Genomic DNA, 17819 nt, shown 5'->3' on the forward strand with positions numbered 1-17819 from the left:
TTCGGATATTATCCATGTAAGCAACATCTATTGAGCGACGCCAGGGGTTAACTGATGATATGAGCACCCCGAAAAATCAGTGGCACGCGATTGATATTTGGAAACTGGTAGACCAGTCCAGTCATCCGGAGCCCCTGAAAGCGCCTTACGCATGGCCGCCATAAAACCAGAGACGGAAACCCTGCAAAAGGTAGAACCATGCGCCTGTAAAATCCGCGCTACCAAAACCCGATCACTGATGTGCAGCGATACGAAGAAGATAGAACCTGCCCCCCGGGTGCACAAGTCAGTGGTTTCTGAGGTAGTCGTAGTCTATTACGCAAGGTTGTGTCGGCCGCGAGAGTGTTTAGCGATGCGCTTTAAACAACTCATGTTCATTGCGTCTGCGGGCCTCTTCGCGAGCTCGCTCCTACAGAGTGAGAGTCGTGTCGATTTTTCTTTTAATCCTGCGGGTCGAGGTTATCCAGCGCCTGGTTCACCGCCAGTTCACCCAACATGATGACCTGCGCAATCCCCAGCATCGTGCTGCGCTGCGTGCCTTCCAGCAGTCCAGCGAAATCGCTGGCCATGACATTTGCCGAAGCGAGTGATTCACAGGCGTGGGCCAACAGGCTTTCCGTGTCGAGGCCGGGCGCGATCATGAATGTTCTACTGGGTTTGCGAGAGGTGGCATTGATGCGGGCGGCCAGATCGTCGGGCTCTGGGGGATCGGGGGTGATTTTTAACATTGATGAATCTCCTTACACCATAAGACAAGGAGCCATCACCCTCGCTACCAAACGAATGGGTGGCGGCCATGCGCAGGTTGGTAGACCGGGGTGTAAGGAAACCGGCGCGCCCGAAGACGCCCTGTGCATGACCACCATAAAAAGCAGAGACGAAAAAACACTGCAAATGATGATGCATTGCACCTACACACCCGGGCTACCAAACCCGATCACTGATATTCAGCGACGAGGGAACGATAGAACCCCGGCGCCCAGGCGCACAAGTCGGCGGATTCTGACGTACGCGTAGTCCGCTACGCAAGAATGTGTAGCCTGCGAGAGTGTCTGGAGATGTTTATTAAACAGAGGCTTTCATTGCGCCCACTGGCCTCATCGCGAGCAAGCTCGCTCCCACAGGGGATTTGCGCTGATCACAGATCCAACTGTGGGAGCCTGCTCGCGAAGGCAGCGCCTGGGTCTTACTGAATCTCTTCCGGCTTCACGATCACCCAGTTCTTGTCCGCCGTCACCGCCAACCCTTCCTTGGCCTGGGCCGCGGCGTGCCTGGCCATCATGCCGTTAAGCTGAGTCATGTATTTGTCTTTGCGATTGACCCACAAATGGATGCCGCCCTTGGCCACGTCGACGCTGTGGAACAGCATGTAACCGTCGCTGCTCGGAGTATCGCCACCGACCAGGACCGGTTTTTTCCACTCATCGATGTAGGTCAGGATCGCCGCTTGCTTACCGGCCATCCAGGTCGCCGGCGTCCACAGGTAAGGGGTCAGTTCGAGGCCGAGGTTGGCCTTCTCGTCATACTTGCCGGCCGTGATCTGCTTACGCGCCGTGGTCAGCTCGCCGGTCTGGCGGTCCTTGAGCATTGTGGTCACGCCGATCACGTTTTGCGGTTTGACGTTGTAGCCGTATTTCGGATCGGCAGCGACCATACGCACCAGCTCTTCCGAGGCGGCGGTCATCACGTAGACCTCGATGCCGTTCTCCATCAGTTTGTTGTACAGCTCGGCCTGGCCGGTGAAGACTTTCGGTGGGTTGACGTCGAGGGTCTTGACCACGTCGCCGTCATAATACGTGGTGGGCACCGGTTTGCCGGACGCCATCAACTCGTCGACATAGCCCTTGAGCTCGGTGAGCGTGAAGCCGGAGAACACCTGGGCGACCCATGGATAGCAGACCATGTCGTCGACTTCGCAGAGGCGATAGTAGTAACTGAACAGGCTTTCCTTGTGGTCGGCGGTGTCTTTGAACGGGATCAGCTTCAGGGAGGGGTCGAGTTTCTCGCGGGTGATCAGGCCCTTGTTTTCCATGAACGGCAGCAACGACTCTTCGAGGTCGTAGCGGTAACTGGTGTTGTCCATGTCGAACACCGCGAAGTTACCTTTGTTGGCGTTGGCCGCAATCATTGCGTCCAGCGCCTTGGCCTGATCGGCTGGCCAGTGCTTCAAATCCGTTGCGAGCACCTGGCCGGCGAGGCCCAGGCAAAGTGCTGCAGCCAAAAATTTCGGTGCAAACTTCATCGTCAAATCTCCCTGATTTAAAAGAGATCGACGCTAACAAATAAGTGTGACAGTCCTCGCCTATCAGCGACCGCTAACGTGTCCATTGCGCCAGATGCATTCCCGAGCACGACACGCGCTTATTCCAAAAACGACAGTTATCAGACTTTTTTGACATTAATTCATTAAATATCAAGCTGTTAGGCTTGCCGACTCACGCTTGAGACCTTCAGCGACTGGGCCGACCTCATCGCGAGCAAGCTCGCTCCCACATTGAATTTGTGACCGACACAAATCCCTGTGGGAGCGAGCTTGCTCGCGATGCCCTTAAGCTTTTTCCCAGACTTCGAAGTTGTAGGCCGGTTTGTCATCCACAGCCGGATTTTCGATGTTCGATACCAACTTCCACTGGCTCACATCAAACGCCGGAAACCACGCATCCCCTTCCGGGCTCAATGCCACGCGCGTCAGGTACAGCCGATCCGCCTGTGCCATTCCCTGCGCATACAACTGCGCGCCACCAATCAGCATCACCTCATCGACGCCCTGCGCCAGCGCCCATTCCTGTGCCCGAATCACCGCGGCTTCCAGCGACGGATAAACCTCCGCGCCTTCCAACACCAGGTCCGCCTGACGGCTGACCACGATGTTCAATCGGCCCGGCAGCGGACGTCCGAGGGAATCCCAGGTCTTGCGCCCCATGATGATGGGCTTGCCGAGGGTGGTGGCCTTGAAGTATTTGAAATCCCCCGGCAAGTGCCAGGGCATGCTGTTGTCGACGCCGATCACGCGGTTTTCACCGAGGGCTGCGATCAGGCTGAGGGGGAGTGATTTAGTCATGCCGGCGAGGATACCAGAGCCATCCGTACCCCGATAAGCGCCACAGCGGTTATGCTCACCGTTCATTTAAGCGACGGGATGCCGCGTGACTGAACTGAATAACCTCTGGCTGACGGAAACCATTCGCCTGCGCGAAGAACACGCCGGCCCGCTGGATGATCTTGAAGCCAACCGACTGGCCCGCAGCGCGGGCGGCGACTTGCCGACAAGGATTCAACGCCGCGCCCTGTGGCTGGCCGAACGCGATGGGCTGACCACCGCCCTCACCCATTGGTTGCAAGGTGCGCGACTGGCGCTGCTGGTGTTGGCAGTGCTGGCCGTGGTCAGCGGCGCCGGGTTGGGGTTCGCCGCGTTGAACGACGGACAAATGCCGGTCAATGTGTTCTGGGCCTTGGGCAGTCTGCTGGGGTTGAACCTGATGCTGTTGCTCAGCTGGGCGCTGGGCCTGGTACTGGCCAGCGACCATGGTGCAACACTGGGTCGCCTGTGGCTGTGGCTTAGCGAAAAACTCGCCCGCGATGCCAAAGCGGTGCAACTGGCGCCGGCCCTGGTGTTGTTACTGCAACGACAGAAACTCAATCGCTGGGCGATTGGCGTGCTGGTCAACAGCCTGTGGCTGCTGGCGATGCTCAGCGCCCTGGTGATTCTGCTGATGTTGATGGCGACCCGGCGTTACGGCTTCGTCTGGGAAACCACCCTCCTCAGCGCCGACACCTTTGTGACCATGACCCAAGCCCTCGGCGCCCTGCCCGCCTTGCTGGGCTTCAACGTTCCGACGGTCGAGATGATCCGCGCCAGCGGCGACACCGCGCTGAACATCGAAAGCGCCCGCCAGGCCTGGGCCACCTGGCTGGTCGGTGTGTTGGTGGTTTACGGCGTTTTGCCGCGCCTGCTGCTGGCCCTGTTCTGCCGCTGGCGCTGGACCTGCGGCCAAGCGTCGTTGCGCCTGGACCTGAACCTGCCCGGTTACGCGCAACTGCGCGAACGGTTAATGCCCAGCAGCGAACGCCTGGGCATCAGCGATGCCGCGCCAGAGCAACTTCATACCGTCGAAAGCGGCGTCAGCGAGCTACAGAGCGATGGCGCGCTGTTGGTCGCCATCGAGCTCGACGAGCAACGTCCGTGGCCGCCCGCCCTGCCGAAAAACGTGAACAATGCCGGCATCCTCGACAGTCGCGAATCCCGGCACAAGCTCCTTGAACAACTCAGTCGTTTCCCTCCGGCCCGGTTAGCCATCGCGTGCGATCCACGTCGCTCGCCGGATCGCGGCAGCCTGGCGCTGATTGCCGAGCTGGCGCGCAACGCCAGCGCCACCCGCATCTGGTTGCTGCAAGCACCGCTGGGTGAAGCGCTGGACGCGGAGCGTTTGGGCGATTGGCACGTCGCGTTGCAACAGCTTGAACTGCCCTTTGCCGATTGCGCGCCGATGAACTGGCTGGAGACCGGGCATGACTAACCCCCGCAAGCCGCCGTTGAAGCTTGCCGTGGTCGGCCACACCAACGTCGGTAAAACGTCGTTGCTGCGTACCCTGACCCGTGACGTCGGCTTCGGTGAAGTTTCCCATCGGCCGAGCACGACCCGCCACGTCGAAGGCGCGCGGTTGTCGGTGGACGGTGAACCGTTGCTCGACCTGTTCGATACGCCGGGCCTGGAAGACGCCATCGCCCTGCTCGACTATCTCGAACGGCTGGAGCGCCCAGGCGAACGGCTCGACGGCCCTGCGCGGCTGGCGCGCTTCCTTGAGGGCAGCGAAGCGCGACAACGTTTCGAACAGGAAGCCAAGGTGCTGCGCCAACTGTTGAGTTCGGACGCCGGCCTCTACGTGATCGACGCGCGCGAGCCGGTGCTGGCCAAGTACCGTGACGAACTGGAAGTGCTGGCCAGCTGCGGCAAACCGCTGTTGCCGGTACTGAATTTTGTCAGCAGCGCGAACCATCGTGAACCGCAGTGGCGTGAAGCGCTGGCGCGCCTTGGCTTGCATGCCTTGGTCCGTTTCGACAGCGTCGCGCCGCCGGAGGATGGCGAACGTCGACTCTACGAGAGCCTCGCGCTGTTGCTGGAAAACGCCCGTGAACAGCTTGAGCGTTTGATCGCCGATCAGCAGGCTCAACGCCTCGCTCGTCAGCAAAGTGCGGCCCGGCTGATTGCCGAGTTATTGATCGATTGCGCAGCGTGTCGTCGCAGCGTGGCCAGCAATGCCGAGCAGGAACAGCAAGCCATCAGCGAACTGCGCACAGCGGTTCGACAACGAGAACAACGTTGCGTCGAAGCGTTACTCAAGCTCTACGCCTTCCGCCCGCAGGATGCGGCGGCCAGCGATCTGCCGTTGCTCGATGGTCGCTGGGGCGATGACCTGTTCAACCCGCAAACCCTCAAGCAACTCGGCGTGCGGGTCGGCGGCGGCATTGCGGCCGGCGCGGCAGCCGGAGCCGGGGTGGATTTACTGGTGGGCGGCCTGACCCTCGGCGCCGCCGCACTGGCCGGCGCCATTGCCGGCGGTGCCCTGCAAACCGTGCGCAGTTATGGCAGCCGATTGATGGGCAAGATCAAAGGGCAGCGGGAGTTGACTGTTGATGACAGCGTGTTGAGGTTGTTGGCGTTGCGTCAGCGGCAGCTGGTGCAGGCGCTGAATGCTCGCGGGCATGCGGCATTGGAAAGCGTTCAAGTGGCCACGCCTCAGGACAAGAGCTGGCGCGAAGGCAAACTTCCCGAGGCCCTGAACAAGGCTCGGGCTTATCCGCAGTGGTCGTCACTGAATCCGCGATCGAAGTTGAGTCAGGCGGACCGGCAGGAGCAGGTTGAGGTGTTGGCGCAGCAGTTGTAGGCATTGGCGGGCCTCTTCGCGAGCAGGCTCGCTCCCACATTTGGAATGCATTCACCTGTGGGAGCGAGCCTGCTCGCGAAGGCAGCGACTCGGTTTCGAGGCATTACTCGCCCAGCAGATGCAACGCCTTTTCCTTCAACACCGCCAGATCAATCACCGGCACGCCCATCTCCTTGGCCAACTCATCCCACTGCCGCATGCGCAAGCTGATCGCACACAACGGGTCTTGCTCAAACGCTTTTGCCTCTTCAGCGGTCATCACGCCACCTTGATATTCCAACGTGCGACGGCTGGCTTCGCTGAGGCGCTCGTAGTACCCAGGCTCTTTTAAGGTCAGATAACGCTTGGCCTGGACGTGGTATTCCACCAACCGCGCCATGCGCTCGCTGAAACCTGCACGGCGCAAGTAGTCCGCCCCCAGTCGTTCATGGCTGACCACGCCGAAGCCACCCATGTTCTCGGCAGTCTCGGCGCAGATGTGCCCGATGTCGTGGAAGAACGCGGCCAGTATCACTTCGTCATCGAAGCCTTCGGCCATGGCCCGTTCGGCGGCCTGGGACATGTGCTCGATCTGCGACACTGGTTCACCGATGTAATCGCTGCTGCCAAAGCGTTCGTACAACCCAAACACCTCGGCGATCACTTGCGCATTGCGGTCCATCAATGCGCTCCCAATACAGTCGCTACGTTACGCTCGGCCATCGCCGGCCCGACGCTCATGCCGACACCCGTGTGCATCAACGCTACGCTCACGCCCGGCATTGGACGCAGGAACGAGAACGGGCCCGGACCTCGTGAACCGTAGACGCCCTGCCAGCGTTCCACCACTTGCACCTGGCAACCCAAGGTCTGTTCGGCCAACTCAAGCATCCAGTCGTCTACCTGCTCGGCATTGAATGGCGACGGATCACTGCCGTAATGGTGGGAGTCGCCGATGATCAATTCGCCGTAAGGCGTCGGGCTGATCAGCAGGTGAATACCGTTTTCATGCAGGTGCGGTTGTTCTCTCAGGATCTGCGCCTGCACCGCCGCCGCTTCCGGCAGATCGGCAAACGCGCCGTAGTGCACGCAACTCAAACCGGTGAGCAACGCGTGTTGCAGGTTGAGGTTGACCTGCGGTCGGGCGCGGAGCATTTGCAGGCGGCAGATGTGCGGCTTGAGCTCGGCGATCGACTCGGCCAGCAAGGTCTGATAGTCGTGACCGGAGCAGACGATAATCTGCTCGGCGCTGAAGGTGCCGGCCGTGCTGTGCAAGCGGCCCGGTTCGATGTCCCGCACCAGGGTGGAGAAGTGAAACGTCACGTTCAGTTCGCGGCGCAGGTAATCGATCAATGCCGGAATCGCTTCGCGCGAATACAGTTGTTGATCGTCCATGCCGTGCAACACGGCGCGGTGATGGCTGAACTGGCCGCCATAAAGATCGCGCAGGGCAGCACCGCGCAGCAGGTCGACGCGATAATCGTGCTCCAAGGCGCGGCCGGCGCAGAATGCTTCCAGCAGGTGTTCTTCGGCTTCGGTGCGGGCGAACAGGTACGAGCCGTTGCGCTTGAGTTTCAAACCGGCCAGTTGTGCCCATTGCCCCCAGATGTCGCGGGAGGCCTTGGCCAGTTCGAGCATCGGCCCCGGTGGCTGACCGGTGACGAGGGCCTGGCCGAAGTTGCGCACCGAAGCGCCCAGAGGGGTTTCGCTGCGTTCAAAAACGGTGACTTTGAGGCCGCGTCTGGCGGCGGCGTAGGCGTGGGACAGGCCGAGGATTCCGGCGCCTACGATCAGCATGTCGTTGGGGTGTGTCATTAAGTGATGTCCTGAATTCGAGACCGCCTTCGCGGGCAAGCCTCGCTCCTACAGGTGTTGTGGAGGGCGCGATATCCGCGAACAACACAAAAACTGTAGGAGCGAGGCTTGCCCGCGAAGAGGCCCTGTCAGCCAATAAAAATCTTACTTGGCAACCACTTTCTCGGACTTGCCGTCATAGCGCTTGCGCCATTCAGTCAGGATTTCATCGCGATTCTTCGACGCCCAGGCAAAGTCGTTCTTGATCAAACGCTGCTCATAATCGGCTGGCAGTTCAGTCTGTGGCTTGGCGATGCCTGGCTGCGCGAGGACGGCGAAGTTCTCTTTGTACAACTCCATCGCCGCCGGGCTGGCCGAGAAATCTGCCAGTTTCTTCGCCGCGTCTTCATGCGGTGTGCCCTTGATCACAGCCGTCGCTTCGATTTCCCAACCCAGGCCTTCTTTCGGCAGGATGATGTCCAGCGGCGCGCCCTGACGCTTCAGCTGAACAGCCGGGTACTCAAAGGAAATACCGATCGGGAATTCGCCCGCCGCAGCCAATTTGCACGGCTTGGAACCGGAGTGAACGTATTGGCCGATGTTCTGGTGCAGCTCGTCCATGTACTGCCAGCCTTGCTTCTCGCCGAAGGTTTGCAGCCAGGCGCTGACGTCGAGGAAACCGGTGCCGGACGAGGCAGGGTTGGGCATGACGATCTTGCCTTTGTACTCAGGCTTGGTCAGGTCTTGCCAGCTCACGGGTTTGGTCAAACCTTGCTTCGCGGCTTCGACGGTGTTGAAGCAAATGGTCGCGGCCCAGACGTCCATGCCGACCCAGGCAGGCGGGTTGGCGGCGTCACGGTAGTTGCTGCCGATCTTGCCCAGGTCTTGTGGCGCGTAGCTTTGCAGCATGCCTTGCTGGTCGAGGATCGCCAGGCTCGAAGCGGCCAGGCCCCAGACGGCGTCAGCCTGCGGACGGGCTTTTTCGGCCAGCAGTTTGGCGGTGATGATGCCGGTGGAATCGCGCACCCACTTGATCTCGACGTCCGGGTTGGCCTTTTCGAAGGCGGCCTTATAGGCCGTCAGTTGTTCGGCTTCGAGGGCGGTGTACACCGTCAACTCGGTTTTCGCCGCGAAGGCGTTCAGGCTGAAAGCGGTGAGGACAGCAGCGGCTAAAGCCAGGGGCTTGAACATGTCGTTTTACCTTTTGTTTACCGGCAGTTGAGTTGAGGGTTGAATCAGTGACCGGGCGCGGTCTGCCGCCAGGCCTGAGAGCGGCGCAGCAAGCCGCGCGAAGCCCAGGCCAGCAGCAGGGACACGCCCGCCGAGGTGAACAGAATCAGGGTCGACATCGCCGCCGCGCCGCCGACGTTGCCGGCGTCGTCCATGTTCAGCACCGCCACGGCCGCGAGGATGGTGTCGGGGCTGTAGAGGAAGATGGCGGCCGAGACCGTGGTCATGGCCGAGACGAACAGGTAGCGCACGATGTCCAGCAGCGCTGGCAGGCAAATCGGCACGGTGACGCGCAAGTAGTGCCGATACAACGGCGCCTTGAGCGACAGCGCGGCGGCTTCGAATTCGGCGTCGAGCTGGCGCAACGCGGTGGTGGCGGTCATTTGTGCGGTGGTCAAATAGTGCGCAATGGTGCAGACCACCAGCAGGGTCATGGTCCCGTAGAGTACGTGCAACGGGTTGCCGTTGAGGTTGAAGAAGAAGACATAACCCAACCCCAGCACCAGACCCGGCACCGCCATCGGTACGAAACTGAGCATGCGCAACGTCAGGTTCAGTCCGCGCTGGCCCTTGGTTTTTTCCATCAGGTAGGCGCCAGTGAAGATCAGCACGCTGCCGATCAGCGCCGTGCACACCGCCATCTTCACGCTGTTGCCATAAGCCAGCCAGCCGCCACCCGCCGTGTCGTTGAACTGGTAATGGTTGAGCGACAGCGACAGGTTGTACGGCCAGAATTTCACCAGCGACGAGAACACCGCCATGCCGAAGACCAACAGCAGCGCGGCGCAGATCAGCAGCACAATCGCCAGGTAGCAACGGTCCCGCCGTTTTGACGGTGCTGGCTTGAAGACTTGCGCCCGACCGCTCATGGAGTCGCCGTGACGCCGACGCAACCACGCATCGACACCGAAGCTGAACAGCGCCGGCAACAGCAGGACCATGCCGATCAAGGCACCGCGACCGAATTGTTGCTGGCCGACCACGGCCTTGTAGGCTTCCAGCGCCAGCACTTGATAGTCGCCACCGACCACCACGGGCACGCCGAAATCGGTGATGGTCAGGGTGAAGACCAGGCAGAACGCTGCGAACACTGCCTGACGCGTCGCCGGCCAGGTGATGCTGCAGAAGGCTTTGGCCGGGCTGGCGCCCATGCTCGAGGCGGCATCGAACAGTCGCGCATCGGCCAGGGACAGCGCCGACAGCAAAATCATCAAGGCGTGTGGGAAGGTGTAGATGACCTCACCCAGCACAATGCCCCAGAAGCCGTAGATATTGTCCGAAAGCAAACCACGCAACAGGCCCTGATTGCCGAACAGGTAAACCAGTGCAATCCCCGGCAGCATCGACGGCGCCATCAGCGGCAACAGCGACAGCCCACGCCAGATGCCTTTGCCCGGTATCAACGTGCGTTGCAGCGCGTAGGCAAACAGGTAGGCCAGCGGTACGACAATCGCCGCCACGCTGAGGGACACTTTCAGACTATTGCCCAGCAGCCAGTGGAAGTTCGCACTGTTCACCAGTTCGCGGGCGGCGACCAGACCACCGCCCTGCCCGGCTTCCGAGCTGAAGCCACGCCAGAAGATCGCCAGCAACGGCATCAACACGGCGACGCCGAGCAACACCAGCAACAGGACTTTGCCGCCAACGACGAACACCCGATCGCCGATCTCGGCACGGGAGGTCTGCGGAACCTGCTTGTGCGGTATCGGCAGCGCGATGTTCGCGCTCATCAGGCAAACACCTGCAGGCTGCGCGGAGGCAAGGCGACCATGATCTGCTGTGCGCCGAGACGCGGCATGGCTTCCGGCGCGAGTTCGGCCAGCAACGCATGACCTGGCAGTTGATCGAGTTCGAAGCTCATGCGGCATCGGTTGCCGAGGAAGGTGATTTCGCGAACCCTGGCCGGGAACAGGTTTTCTTCGTGTACCAGCGGGTTGACGTTGATCGCCTCGGGGCGGCAGAACAACCGGCCCGAGGCGGTTTTCGCACTGCCGTCGGCCAGGCGCATGTTCAGGCCACCAACCTGGGCGTGGCTGTCACTGCTGCGGCGGAATGGCAGCCAGTTGCCCTGACCGACGAACTCCGCCACAAACGGTGTCGCCGGGCGGTCGTAGATTTCCTGCGGCGTGGCGTACTGCTCGACCTTACCGTTGTTCATCACGGCAATGCGGTCGGCCATCAGCATGGCTTCGTCCTGGTTGTGCGTGACCATCAGCGTGGTGATGCCGAGGTTGCGCTGCAACTGACGCAGTTCGGTGCACAGATGCTCGCGAACCCTGGCGTCGAGGGCGGACATCGGTTCGTCCAGCAACAACAGCGAAGGTGCAGGCGCCAAGGCGCGAGCCAGCGCAACGCGTTGTTGCTGGCCACCAGACAATTGGCCGGGGTACTTTTTTTCGCTGCCGATCAGGCCAACCAGCTCCAGCATCTGACCGACACGCTTGCGCACTTCATCGCGACCGCTACCGGCAAGGCCGTAGGCAATGTTCGCTTCGACGGTGAGATTGGGGAACAGCGCGTAGGACTGGAACAGGATGCCGTAGTCACGGGCCTGGGGCGCCAGATGGGAAACGTCGCGATCACCGAGGTACAACTCGCCGCTGTCTTGCTGCTCCAGACCGGCGATGCAGCGCAGCAAGGTGGTTTTGCCACAGCCCGACGGGCCCAACAGACACACCAGCTCACCGGCCGCCACATCGAGGGAAACGTTGTCCAGCGCGGTGAAGGCGCCAAAGCGTTTCTGCACGCCGCGCACTTTCATCGGGGCGCCGGGGTTGGTCAGGGCAGTTGCGGTCGAGTGGTTCATGGACAGGCCTCATCAAGCAGATGAAGGCCATCCTAGGGAGGTAATGCGTCCGTCATGTGGCAGTGAGGCAAAAACGGCTGATAGTGGTATTCAAGGATTTGGGTTGGGGTTATGTGTTGCTTGGTCTGACGTCTTCGCGGGCAAGCCTCGCTCCTACAGTTGATCGCATTCCCCCTGAGGGAACGAACTTGCTGGCGCGCGGATTCAAGGTTTAGGAAGGTCCATTCTGTAACCCGCCCCTGGCACACCTTCATGCATCGCCGCCTGAATGTCCGCATACAAAGCGTTCGCCTCAGCGGTAGTGATTGATCGTGAGCAATCACGCAGTACCACGCGCAGCAGCACATTTTCCTGGCCTGGCAGCAGCCCGAGACGCTCAATTGCCTGCACGGGTAAATCCGAGAACCCCCAACGTCCCTTGACCTGCATCTCCTCAATCCAGTCAGAACAGTCGCCGGCAGCCTGCAACATCTTTTCGGTCAATACTTCCTCACTCAACCCCGGCGTTACCGCCAACGAAATGTCACGAGCAATCGAAGGCAAACGAGATACCGCAGTCCATGGATTCAAATCATGCATCTGTGCCTGTACTCGCACGTTCTGATCACGCAGCAAGCGAATATCAGGGATGCCTTTGCGCAGCATGGTCAAGCGATCCAACCCCATCCCGAGCGCCAGCCCTCCATGTTGCAGCGGATCTATCTTCAAGCGCTGTAACAACGACCTCGCAATGCGACCGCACTCCAGCACTTCGACCAGGACGTCATCATTCAACACATTCACCTCGATTCCGTCCTCCGTGTAGTGATGCGGACTGTCGCTGTAGACCCAGGGTTTTTCGGGAACGGCAGACTTAAGGATGTCGCTGACCAGACGCAACAGATGCTCATGTGTAGACAGTTCGGGGTCACCCAGCACCCAGATATCCATTTGATGCGGTTCCGCGCAATGCCATCGATCCCGACTATCGCGACGAAAAGTGATACCTGGCGCTGCTAGCAATATCGTCTCTCCCGGTTGCCGCAGTTGAGCTGCACGCTGAAGCGCCGCCGGAATCTGACTGGTGGTTTGTGTTCGTAACAGGGAACACTCATCGACCCATCGGGTGTGTTCACTCCCGAGCGTGACTTCTGCCGGGTCATAACCCAGCAAACCGTAATTTTCTTCAGCGGACACAATCCGCGGCCCCGTTTGTAGTTGCGCATGGGGCCAACCTTTTTCAGCGAGTCCTTGAAGGATTTCATTTAGCATCAATCGGACGGCGTGATCGGGAGCGCTTGTTTCGGTTAGATCAACCAGTAAAAGGGCCTGATGGACAGATGTATCTGCCAAATATTTCTTTGATGCATTCACTATATAACCCTCGATCTACAGTTGGACATTGAGCCAAAAAACCAAGCCCATAAATAAACCTAACGACACAAGATCATCGACCGCAATAAAAAAAATGAAAAAATCAAAATTTCGGAACAGGACTACAGCTGCAACCTACACAAATAACCGACTGAACATTCCGAGAGTCGCAAAAACAGAATTTATTCTAAAAAACGCCTAACAAACCATTTAACACATTAGAAAATTCTGTATTAATAAATCCACTCCCAAGCACTTTCGGGAGCAAAAAAACCATAAAATGAAAAAGGAAGATCAAATGAAAACTCAAAAAGTCGTCAAAGAGAAGCTTAACCGGATTACTTCTGGGCCGGATAATTTTGGATGGGCACCGCTGGCTTGGGCTCATACTGAAGATTAAATAATACCAATGCGCGGCAAGCATTCTTGCCGCGCATTGGAAAACCAGGAGGGTTTTATGTCACCACCAAATATGATATCGACGCTCTTCGGCCATGAGGAGCTATCAATTATTGCAGACTCAGAAGACTTCCTCAAAAAATGCGCGCACTTAGGATTCAATACAACCAATATTTATGAGTTAGAAAAACTGCCAAAAAACAGTATTGTTTTCTCTTTTAGCAATGACGCTGCAAAAATGACATTTGAACTAGCAAAAAACACAGAAAGCAAGAAAAGCGTTTTCTGCGCGACTCAAGTGTTCGAACCCACTGTAGCTAGTGCGCTTTATAGCTTGAAGCTTTTGCTGAGCAGCAATTTTGAACATGCCTTATGCACACAGCGGTCCGTGTTAAACATGCTGAATTCAAATGAATCATTTATTCTGTCTGGTAATGACGCCGATGCGCAAGTCACAATTTTCCCGCACGCCCAGCCTTACGCAATACTTGCAGAAGACGTGTCACACGATTTTGTTCAGTCTGTAGCAGAGTTTTTTGAAGTTCATTACGCACACATGAACCCACAAGAACCTTGCCCATTTTGTTTTAGCGGCACGCTAAAAATCGCAGGAATACTGACTGTACTGAGAAAGCCTAATCCGATACTGCCTGAGGGCCTGAAAGACTCACTTAAATGGCTGAGTGATCGCATATCGGAAGAAGGGGCCCTTTTATCAGTTGAAGACAACACCATCACTTCACTAAAAATAAAAAACGAGGAGCACATAAAGCTTCTGGATCTTGCGGCTGGCTCTCGTGGGCTTAAGCTGACGGAGTTCGCCATCGGGGTAAACGAGGCTATCGCGCCAGATATTGATTACAAAATCAACTCACAAATGAATGAGGGTATCCGCGGGGTACATATAGCTATTGGTGATGGGTCTTCCGGTTATCACATAGACTTCCTTAGCCCAGCTGTGAGCGTAAGCCCAACACGCTGAAAACATTATTAGTAACCGCCAAAAGTTAACACCCCTATTCTATAGTTCCTGTCGCAACAACGCCTGCGCCTGCGGCCCCTACAACGTGTCGCCTGATACACCACTATCGCGAGGAGCTTCCACAGGGGCATGCATTCTACTGTGGGAGCGAGCCTGCTCGCGAAGGGGCCAACCCCATCACCACAACGCTCAGGCCGGAGCCATTTCCTGCGCCAACCCCAGAAACGCCGCCGGCAGCCGTGCGCCTTTTCGTTCCTTGAGGCAGTACAAGTACTCAGGGATTTGCGGTGCATTCTCGATGGTCAGCACCCGCAATTGCGGATCGTGCGGCACTTCCTGCCGGGCAATGATGCTGATGCCGATGTTGCGCAGCACCGCCTCGCGAATCGACTCGCGGCTGCCAATCTCCAGTAACGGCCCGAAACTCACCCTTGCGCTGGCCAGCAATTCTTCGGTCAATCGCCGGGTGGTCGAGCCCGACTCCCGCATCAACAAGGTATGTCCGGCCAATGCACTGAGCGGCACATGGTCATGCACCGCCAGCGGATGATTGCGATGCACCGCCAGCACCAGCGGATCGCTGCCGAGCACCCGGCGAATCAGCCGCGCATCGTCGAGCAACTGCGAGGAAGCAGCGACATCGACCCGGTAATCCTCCAGCGCTTCAAGCACCTGCTGGGAGTTGCCGATCTCCACCGACACTTCCACCTGCGGCAAGCGCTCGCGAAAGGCTTTTACCAGGTCGAGAATGTAATACGGCGCGGTTGCGGCAATGCGCAAGGTGCCCTGGACCTGGCCGCTGTTGCGCAGGAAAAACTCGATGTCGGCTTCCTGCTGCAACAGCGTCTTGACCATCGGCAACAGCCGGGCGCCTTCATCGCTGACGCTGAGACGGCGGCCGCCCCGGTAGAACAGTTCAACCGAGTACTGACTTTCCAGGTGCTTGATCTGGGTGGTCACCGTGGGCTGGCTCAAGCCGAGCTTTTTCGCCGCCAGGGTGATGCTGCCCAGGCGGGCAACCATATAAAACGCCTTCAGCTCGGCACTCAGCACACCCGTCCCTCATCACTTATTTGCGCAACAGGCGCAAACCGTTGAACACCACCAACAGGCTCACGCCCATGTCGGCAAACACCGCCATCCACATGGTGGCGAGCCCGGCGAAGGTTACCCCAAGAAAGATCGCTTTGATGACCAATGCCAGCGCGATGTTCTGTTTGAGGATGCTCGATGTCTGTCGTGACAACCGGATAAACGCGGGAATCTTGCGCAGATCGTCGTCCATCAAGGCGACATCGGCGGTCTCGATGGCGGTATCGGTGCCGGCGGCGGCCATGGCGAAACCTATCTCAGCGCGTGCCAGCGCCGGGGCGTCGTTGATGCCGTCACCGACCATGCCGACGTTATGGCCCTGTGCATACAGGGCTTCGATGGCTTGCAGCTTGTCGGTCGGCAGCAAGTCGCCCTTCGCTACGTCGATGCCGACTTGCGCCGCAATGGCCTGCGCGGTGTGGACGTTGTCGCCGGTCAGCATCAGGGTTTTGATCCCCAGATCGTGCAGTTGCTGGATCGCCTCGCGGCTGGAGTTCTTCACGGTGTCGGCCACGGCGAACAGCGCCAGTGGGCCGGATTGATCGAGCAGCAACACCACTGATTTGCCCTGCTTTTCCAGCGCGAACAGTTTTTCTTCCAGCGCAGGCGAGCACAGGCCCAACTCTTCCACCAAGCGATGGTTGCCCAAGTGATAGAGCTGACCACCGATTTCACCGCGCACACCGCGACCGCTCAAAGCTTCGAAGTTATCTACAGCATGCAGCGTCAGCTGCTTATCCGCAGCCGCGTTGGCGATAGCCAGCGACACCGGATGATCGGAGCGCCCGGCCAGGCTGGCGGCAATGCCCGGCGCGATTTGGTCGGCGATTAGATCAAGCGACAGGTAGTCGGTCTGCACCGGTTTGCCGTGTGTGATTGTGCCGGTCTTATCCAGCGCCAGGTAATCGAGCTTGTAACCGCCCTCCAGATAGACGCCGCCCTTGACCAGAATCCCTTTGCGCGCCGCCGCCGCGAGGCCACTGACAATGGTCACGGGCGTCGAAATCACCAACGCACACGGGCAAGCGACCACCAGTAACACCAGCGCCCGGTAGATCCAGTCAAACCAGAGCGCGCCCATGAACAGCGGCGCAATCACCGCAACGGCGAGGGCCAGGAGGAACACCACTGGCGTGTAGATTTTCGAGAAGCTGTCGACGAAACGCTGGGTCGGCGCCCGCGCACCCTGAGCCTGCTCGACGGCATGGATGATCCGCGCCAACGTCGAATGGTTGGCCGCAGCGGTGACGGAATACTCCAGGGAGCCCGCCTGATTGATGGTGCCGGCGAAGACCTTGTCGCCGAGGGTCTTCTCCACCGGCAGGCTTTCGCCGGTGATCGGCGCCTGATCGATGGTCGAACTGCCCGACACCACTTCACCGTCCAGACCAATGCGCTCACCGGGCCGCACTCGCACTCGGGCGCCCAGCTCAATGGTTTTCACGTCCTGCTCGACCCAACTGCCATCCGCCTGCCGCACCGTGGCCTGTTCCGGTGCCATCTGCATCAAGCCGCCAATCGCGTTGCGCGCACGGTCCAGGGATTTGGCTTCGATCAATTCGGCCACGGTGAACAGGAACATCACCATCGCCGCTTCTGGCCACTGACCGATCAGGATCGCACCGGTCACCGCGATGCTCATCAGCGCATTGATGTTCAGATTGAGATTCTTAAGCGCGATCCAGCCCTTCTTATAAGTGCCAAGACCACCCCCAAGAATCGAGACCAGTGCAATGACCGCCACCACCGCATTGGGCGCAGCGTTGGTGAAGTGGATAACTTCAGCAGCCAGCGCACCCACACCAGACAGTGCCAACGGCCACCAGGGCTTTTTCACTGGCGCCGGGATTGGCGCTTCGACGCCCCGCTCCAGCGGCTCGGCCTGCATGCCGAGGGATTTGATCGCGTCGATGATGGGTGCTGTGTTCGGCAGGTCGTGGGTGACGCCCAACACGCGGTTGATCAGGTTGAATTCCAGCTGCTGCACACCCGCGAGCTTGCCGAGTTTGTTCTCGATCAGTGTTTGCTCGGTGGGGCAGTCCATCGCATCGATGCGGAAACTGCTTAGCCGCGCGCCGGCGGTGGGCGTTGCGCTCAACTTGATCAGCGTCGGGGCCGCCACCTTGGCGGAACAGCAGGAATCCCCGTGGGCGCCATGGTCATGCTTTTGCACGGGTTGCAGCTTGTGGCTGTGCGGGTGCTCAGCCTCAGGTGGATGGGTGTGTTGGGAATCGCTCATTGGGTCGCGTCCATAAAGGTGCCTGTTGCCAAGTAAAGACCCTGTAGCCACTATAGGGT

The 17819-nt window shown here is 59.1% G+C and carries 14 protein-coding genes; 3 read left to right on the forward strand and 11 right to left on the reverse strand.

Annotated features, from left to right (window positions below):
- Positions 1-440: 440 nt before the first annotated feature.
- The 3 genes from ACM6IR_RS26555 to ACM6IR_RS26565 form a co-directional block, all read right to left on the reverse strand.
- Complete coding sequence (locus tag ACM6IR_RS26555; protein ID WP_414910438.1) at positions 441-728, reverse strand: DUF6124 family protein; 288 nt, start codon at positions 726-728, stop codon at positions 441-443.
- A 458-nt stretch (positions 729-1186) separates the two neighbouring features.
- Positions 1187-2242: a haloacid dehalogenase-like hydrolase gene (locus ACM6IR_RS26560; protein WP_414910439.1), complete on the reverse strand. Its 1056-nt coding sequence runs from the start codon at positions 2240-2242 to the stop codon at positions 1187-1189.
- A gap of 306 nt (positions 2243-2548) precedes the next feature.
- Complete coding sequence (locus ACM6IR_RS26565; protein ID WP_414910440.1) at positions 2549-3061, reverse strand: dihydrofolate reductase; 513 nt, start codon at positions 3059-3061, stop codon at positions 2549-2551.
- Between the two features lie 85 nt (positions 3062-3146).
- Between ACM6IR_RS26565 and ACM6IR_RS26570 the strand changes: the two genes are divergently transcribed.
- Both ACM6IR_RS26570 and ACM6IR_RS26575 read left to right on the forward strand, forming a co-directional pair.
- Positions 3147-4517: a DUF2868 domain-containing protein gene (locus ACM6IR_RS26570; RefSeq protein ID WP_414910441.1), complete on the forward strand. Its 1371-nt coding sequence runs from the start codon at positions 3147-3149 to the stop codon at positions 4515-4517.
- Positions 4510-5886, forward strand: a complete 1377-nt coding sequence (locus ACM6IR_RS26575; protein WP_414910442.1) for a GTPase/DUF3482 domain-containing protein — start codon at positions 4510-4512, stop codon at positions 5884-5886. Before ACM6IR_RS26570 ends, ACM6IR_RS26575 begins: the two co-directional genes overlap by 8 nt.
- A 103-nt stretch (positions 5887-5989) precedes the next feature.
- On the opposite strand, the gene ACM6IR_RS26580 is transcribed toward ACM6IR_RS26575, so the two are convergent.
- From ACM6IR_RS26580 to ACM6IR_RS26605, 6 genes are all read right to left on the reverse strand, one after another.
- Entirely contained in the window at positions 5990-6547 is a 558-nt protein-coding gene (locus ACM6IR_RS26580) for a phosphonate degradation HD-domain oxygenase (protein WP_414910443.1), read from the reverse strand.
- Positions 6547-7680 (reverse strand): TIGR03364 family FAD-dependent oxidoreductase, encoded by a 1134-nt coding sequence (locus ACM6IR_RS26585; protein ID WP_414910444.1) that lies wholly within the window; start codon positions 7678-7680, stop codon positions 6547-6549. Before ACM6IR_RS26585 ends, ACM6IR_RS26580 begins: the two co-directional genes overlap by 1 nt.
- A 144-nt stretch (positions 7681-7824) precedes the next feature.
- On the reverse strand, positions 7825-8850 hold the full coding sequence (locus ACM6IR_RS26590) for a putative 2-aminoethylphosphonate ABC transporter substrate-binding protein (RefSeq protein ID WP_414910445.1): 1026 nt from the start codon (positions 8848-8850) through the stop codon (positions 7825-7827).
- A gap of 44 nt (positions 8851-8894) precedes the next feature.
- Positions 8895-10619 carry a putative 2-aminoethylphosphonate ABC transporter permease subunit gene (locus ACM6IR_RS26595; protein ID WP_414910446.1) on the reverse strand — a complete coding sequence of 575 codons (1725 nt, stop codon included), beginning with the start codon at positions 10617-10619 and terminating at the stop codon, positions 8895-8897.
- Positions 10619-11695: a putative 2-aminoethylphosphonate ABC transporter ATP-binding protein gene (locus ACM6IR_RS26600; RefSeq protein ID WP_414910447.1), complete on the reverse strand. Its 1077-nt coding sequence runs from the start codon at positions 11693-11695 to the stop codon at positions 10619-10621. Before ACM6IR_RS26600 ends, ACM6IR_RS26595 begins: the two co-directional genes overlap by 1 nt.
- A 204-nt stretch (positions 11696-11899) precedes the next feature.
- A complete protein-coding gene (locus tag ACM6IR_RS26605; protein WP_414910448.1) occupies positions 11900-13048 on the reverse strand; it encodes a hypothetical protein in 1149 nt (382 codons plus the stop codon).
- Between the two features lie 457 nt (positions 13049-13505).
- On the opposite strand from ACM6IR_RS26605, the gene ACM6IR_RS26610 reads away from it, so the two are divergent.
- Entirely contained in the window at positions 13506-14429 is a 924-nt protein-coding gene (locus tag ACM6IR_RS26610) for a hypothetical protein (protein WP_414910449.1), read from the forward strand.
- Between the two features lie 189 nt (positions 14430-14618).
- Here ACM6IR_RS26610 and ACM6IR_RS26615 read toward each other — a convergent pair whose 3' ends face one another.
- On the reverse strand, positions 14619-15482 hold the full coding sequence (locus ACM6IR_RS26615; RefSeq protein WP_414910450.1) for a LysR family transcriptional regulator: 864 nt from the start codon (positions 15480-15482) through the stop codon (positions 14619-14621).
- Positions 15483-15498: 16 nt separating this feature from the next.
- Positions 15499-17760, reverse strand: a complete 2262-nt coding sequence (locus tag ACM6IR_RS26620) for a heavy metal translocating P-type ATPase (protein WP_414910451.1) — start codon at positions 17758-17760, stop codon at positions 15499-15501.
- Positions 17761-17819 lie beyond the last annotated feature (59 nt).

Origin of the sequence: Pseudomonas sp. IT-P253, from assembly GCF_949768125.1 — a bacterium.
Classification (GTDB): Bacteria; Pseudomonadota; Gammaproteobacteria; order Pseudomonadales; family Pseudomonadaceae; genus Aquipseudomonas.

What these genes read in the sequence shown, in the direction of transcription:
- ACM6IR_RS26585 (WP_414910444.1), bottom strand. Translation starts at nt 7,680, where the DNA reads ATGACACACCCCAACGACATGCTGATCGTAGGCGCCGGAATCCTCGGC.
- ACM6IR_RS26560 (WP_414910439.1), bottom strand. Translation starts at nt 2,242, where the DNA reads ATGAAGTTTGCACCGAAATTTTTGGCTGCAGCACTTTGCCTGGGCCTC.
- ACM6IR_RS26620 (WP_414910451.1), bottom strand. Translation starts at nt 17,760, where the DNA reads ATGAGCGATTCCCAACACACCCATCCACCTGAGGCTGAGCACCCGCAC.
- ACM6IR_RS26600 (WP_414910447.1), bottom strand. Translation starts at nt 11,695, where the DNA reads ATGAACCACTCGACCGCAACTGCCCTGACCAACCCCGGCGCCCCGATG.
- ACM6IR_RS26590 (WP_414910445.1), bottom strand. Translation starts at nt 8,850, where the DNA reads ATGTTCAAGCCCCTGGCTTTAGCCGCTGCTGTCCTCACCGCTTTCAGC.
- ACM6IR_RS26565 (WP_414910440.1), bottom strand. Translation starts at nt 3,061, where the DNA reads ATGACTAAATCACTCCCCCTCAGCCTGATCGCAGCCCTCGGTGAAAAC.
- ACM6IR_RS26610 (WP_414910449.1), top strand. Translation starts at nt 13,506, where the DNA reads ATGTCACCACCAAATATGATATCGACGCTCTTCGGCCATGAGGAGCTA.
- ACM6IR_RS26555 (WP_414910438.1), bottom strand. Translation starts at nt 728, where the DNA reads ATGTTAAAAATCACCCCCGATCCCCCAGAGCCCGACGATCTGGCCGCC.
- ACM6IR_RS26580 (WP_414910443.1), bottom strand. Translation starts at nt 6,547, where the DNA reads ATGGACCGCAATGCGCAAGTGATCGCCGAGGTGTTTGGGTTGTACGAA.
- ACM6IR_RS26575 (WP_414910442.1), top strand. Translation starts at nt 4,510, where the DNA reads ATGACTAACCCCCGCAAGCCGCCGTTGAAGCTTGCCGTGGTCGGCCAC.
- ACM6IR_RS26595 (WP_414910446.1), bottom strand. Translation starts at nt 10,619, where the DNA reads ATGAGCGCGAACATCGCGCTGCCGATACCGCACAAGCAGGTTCCGCAG.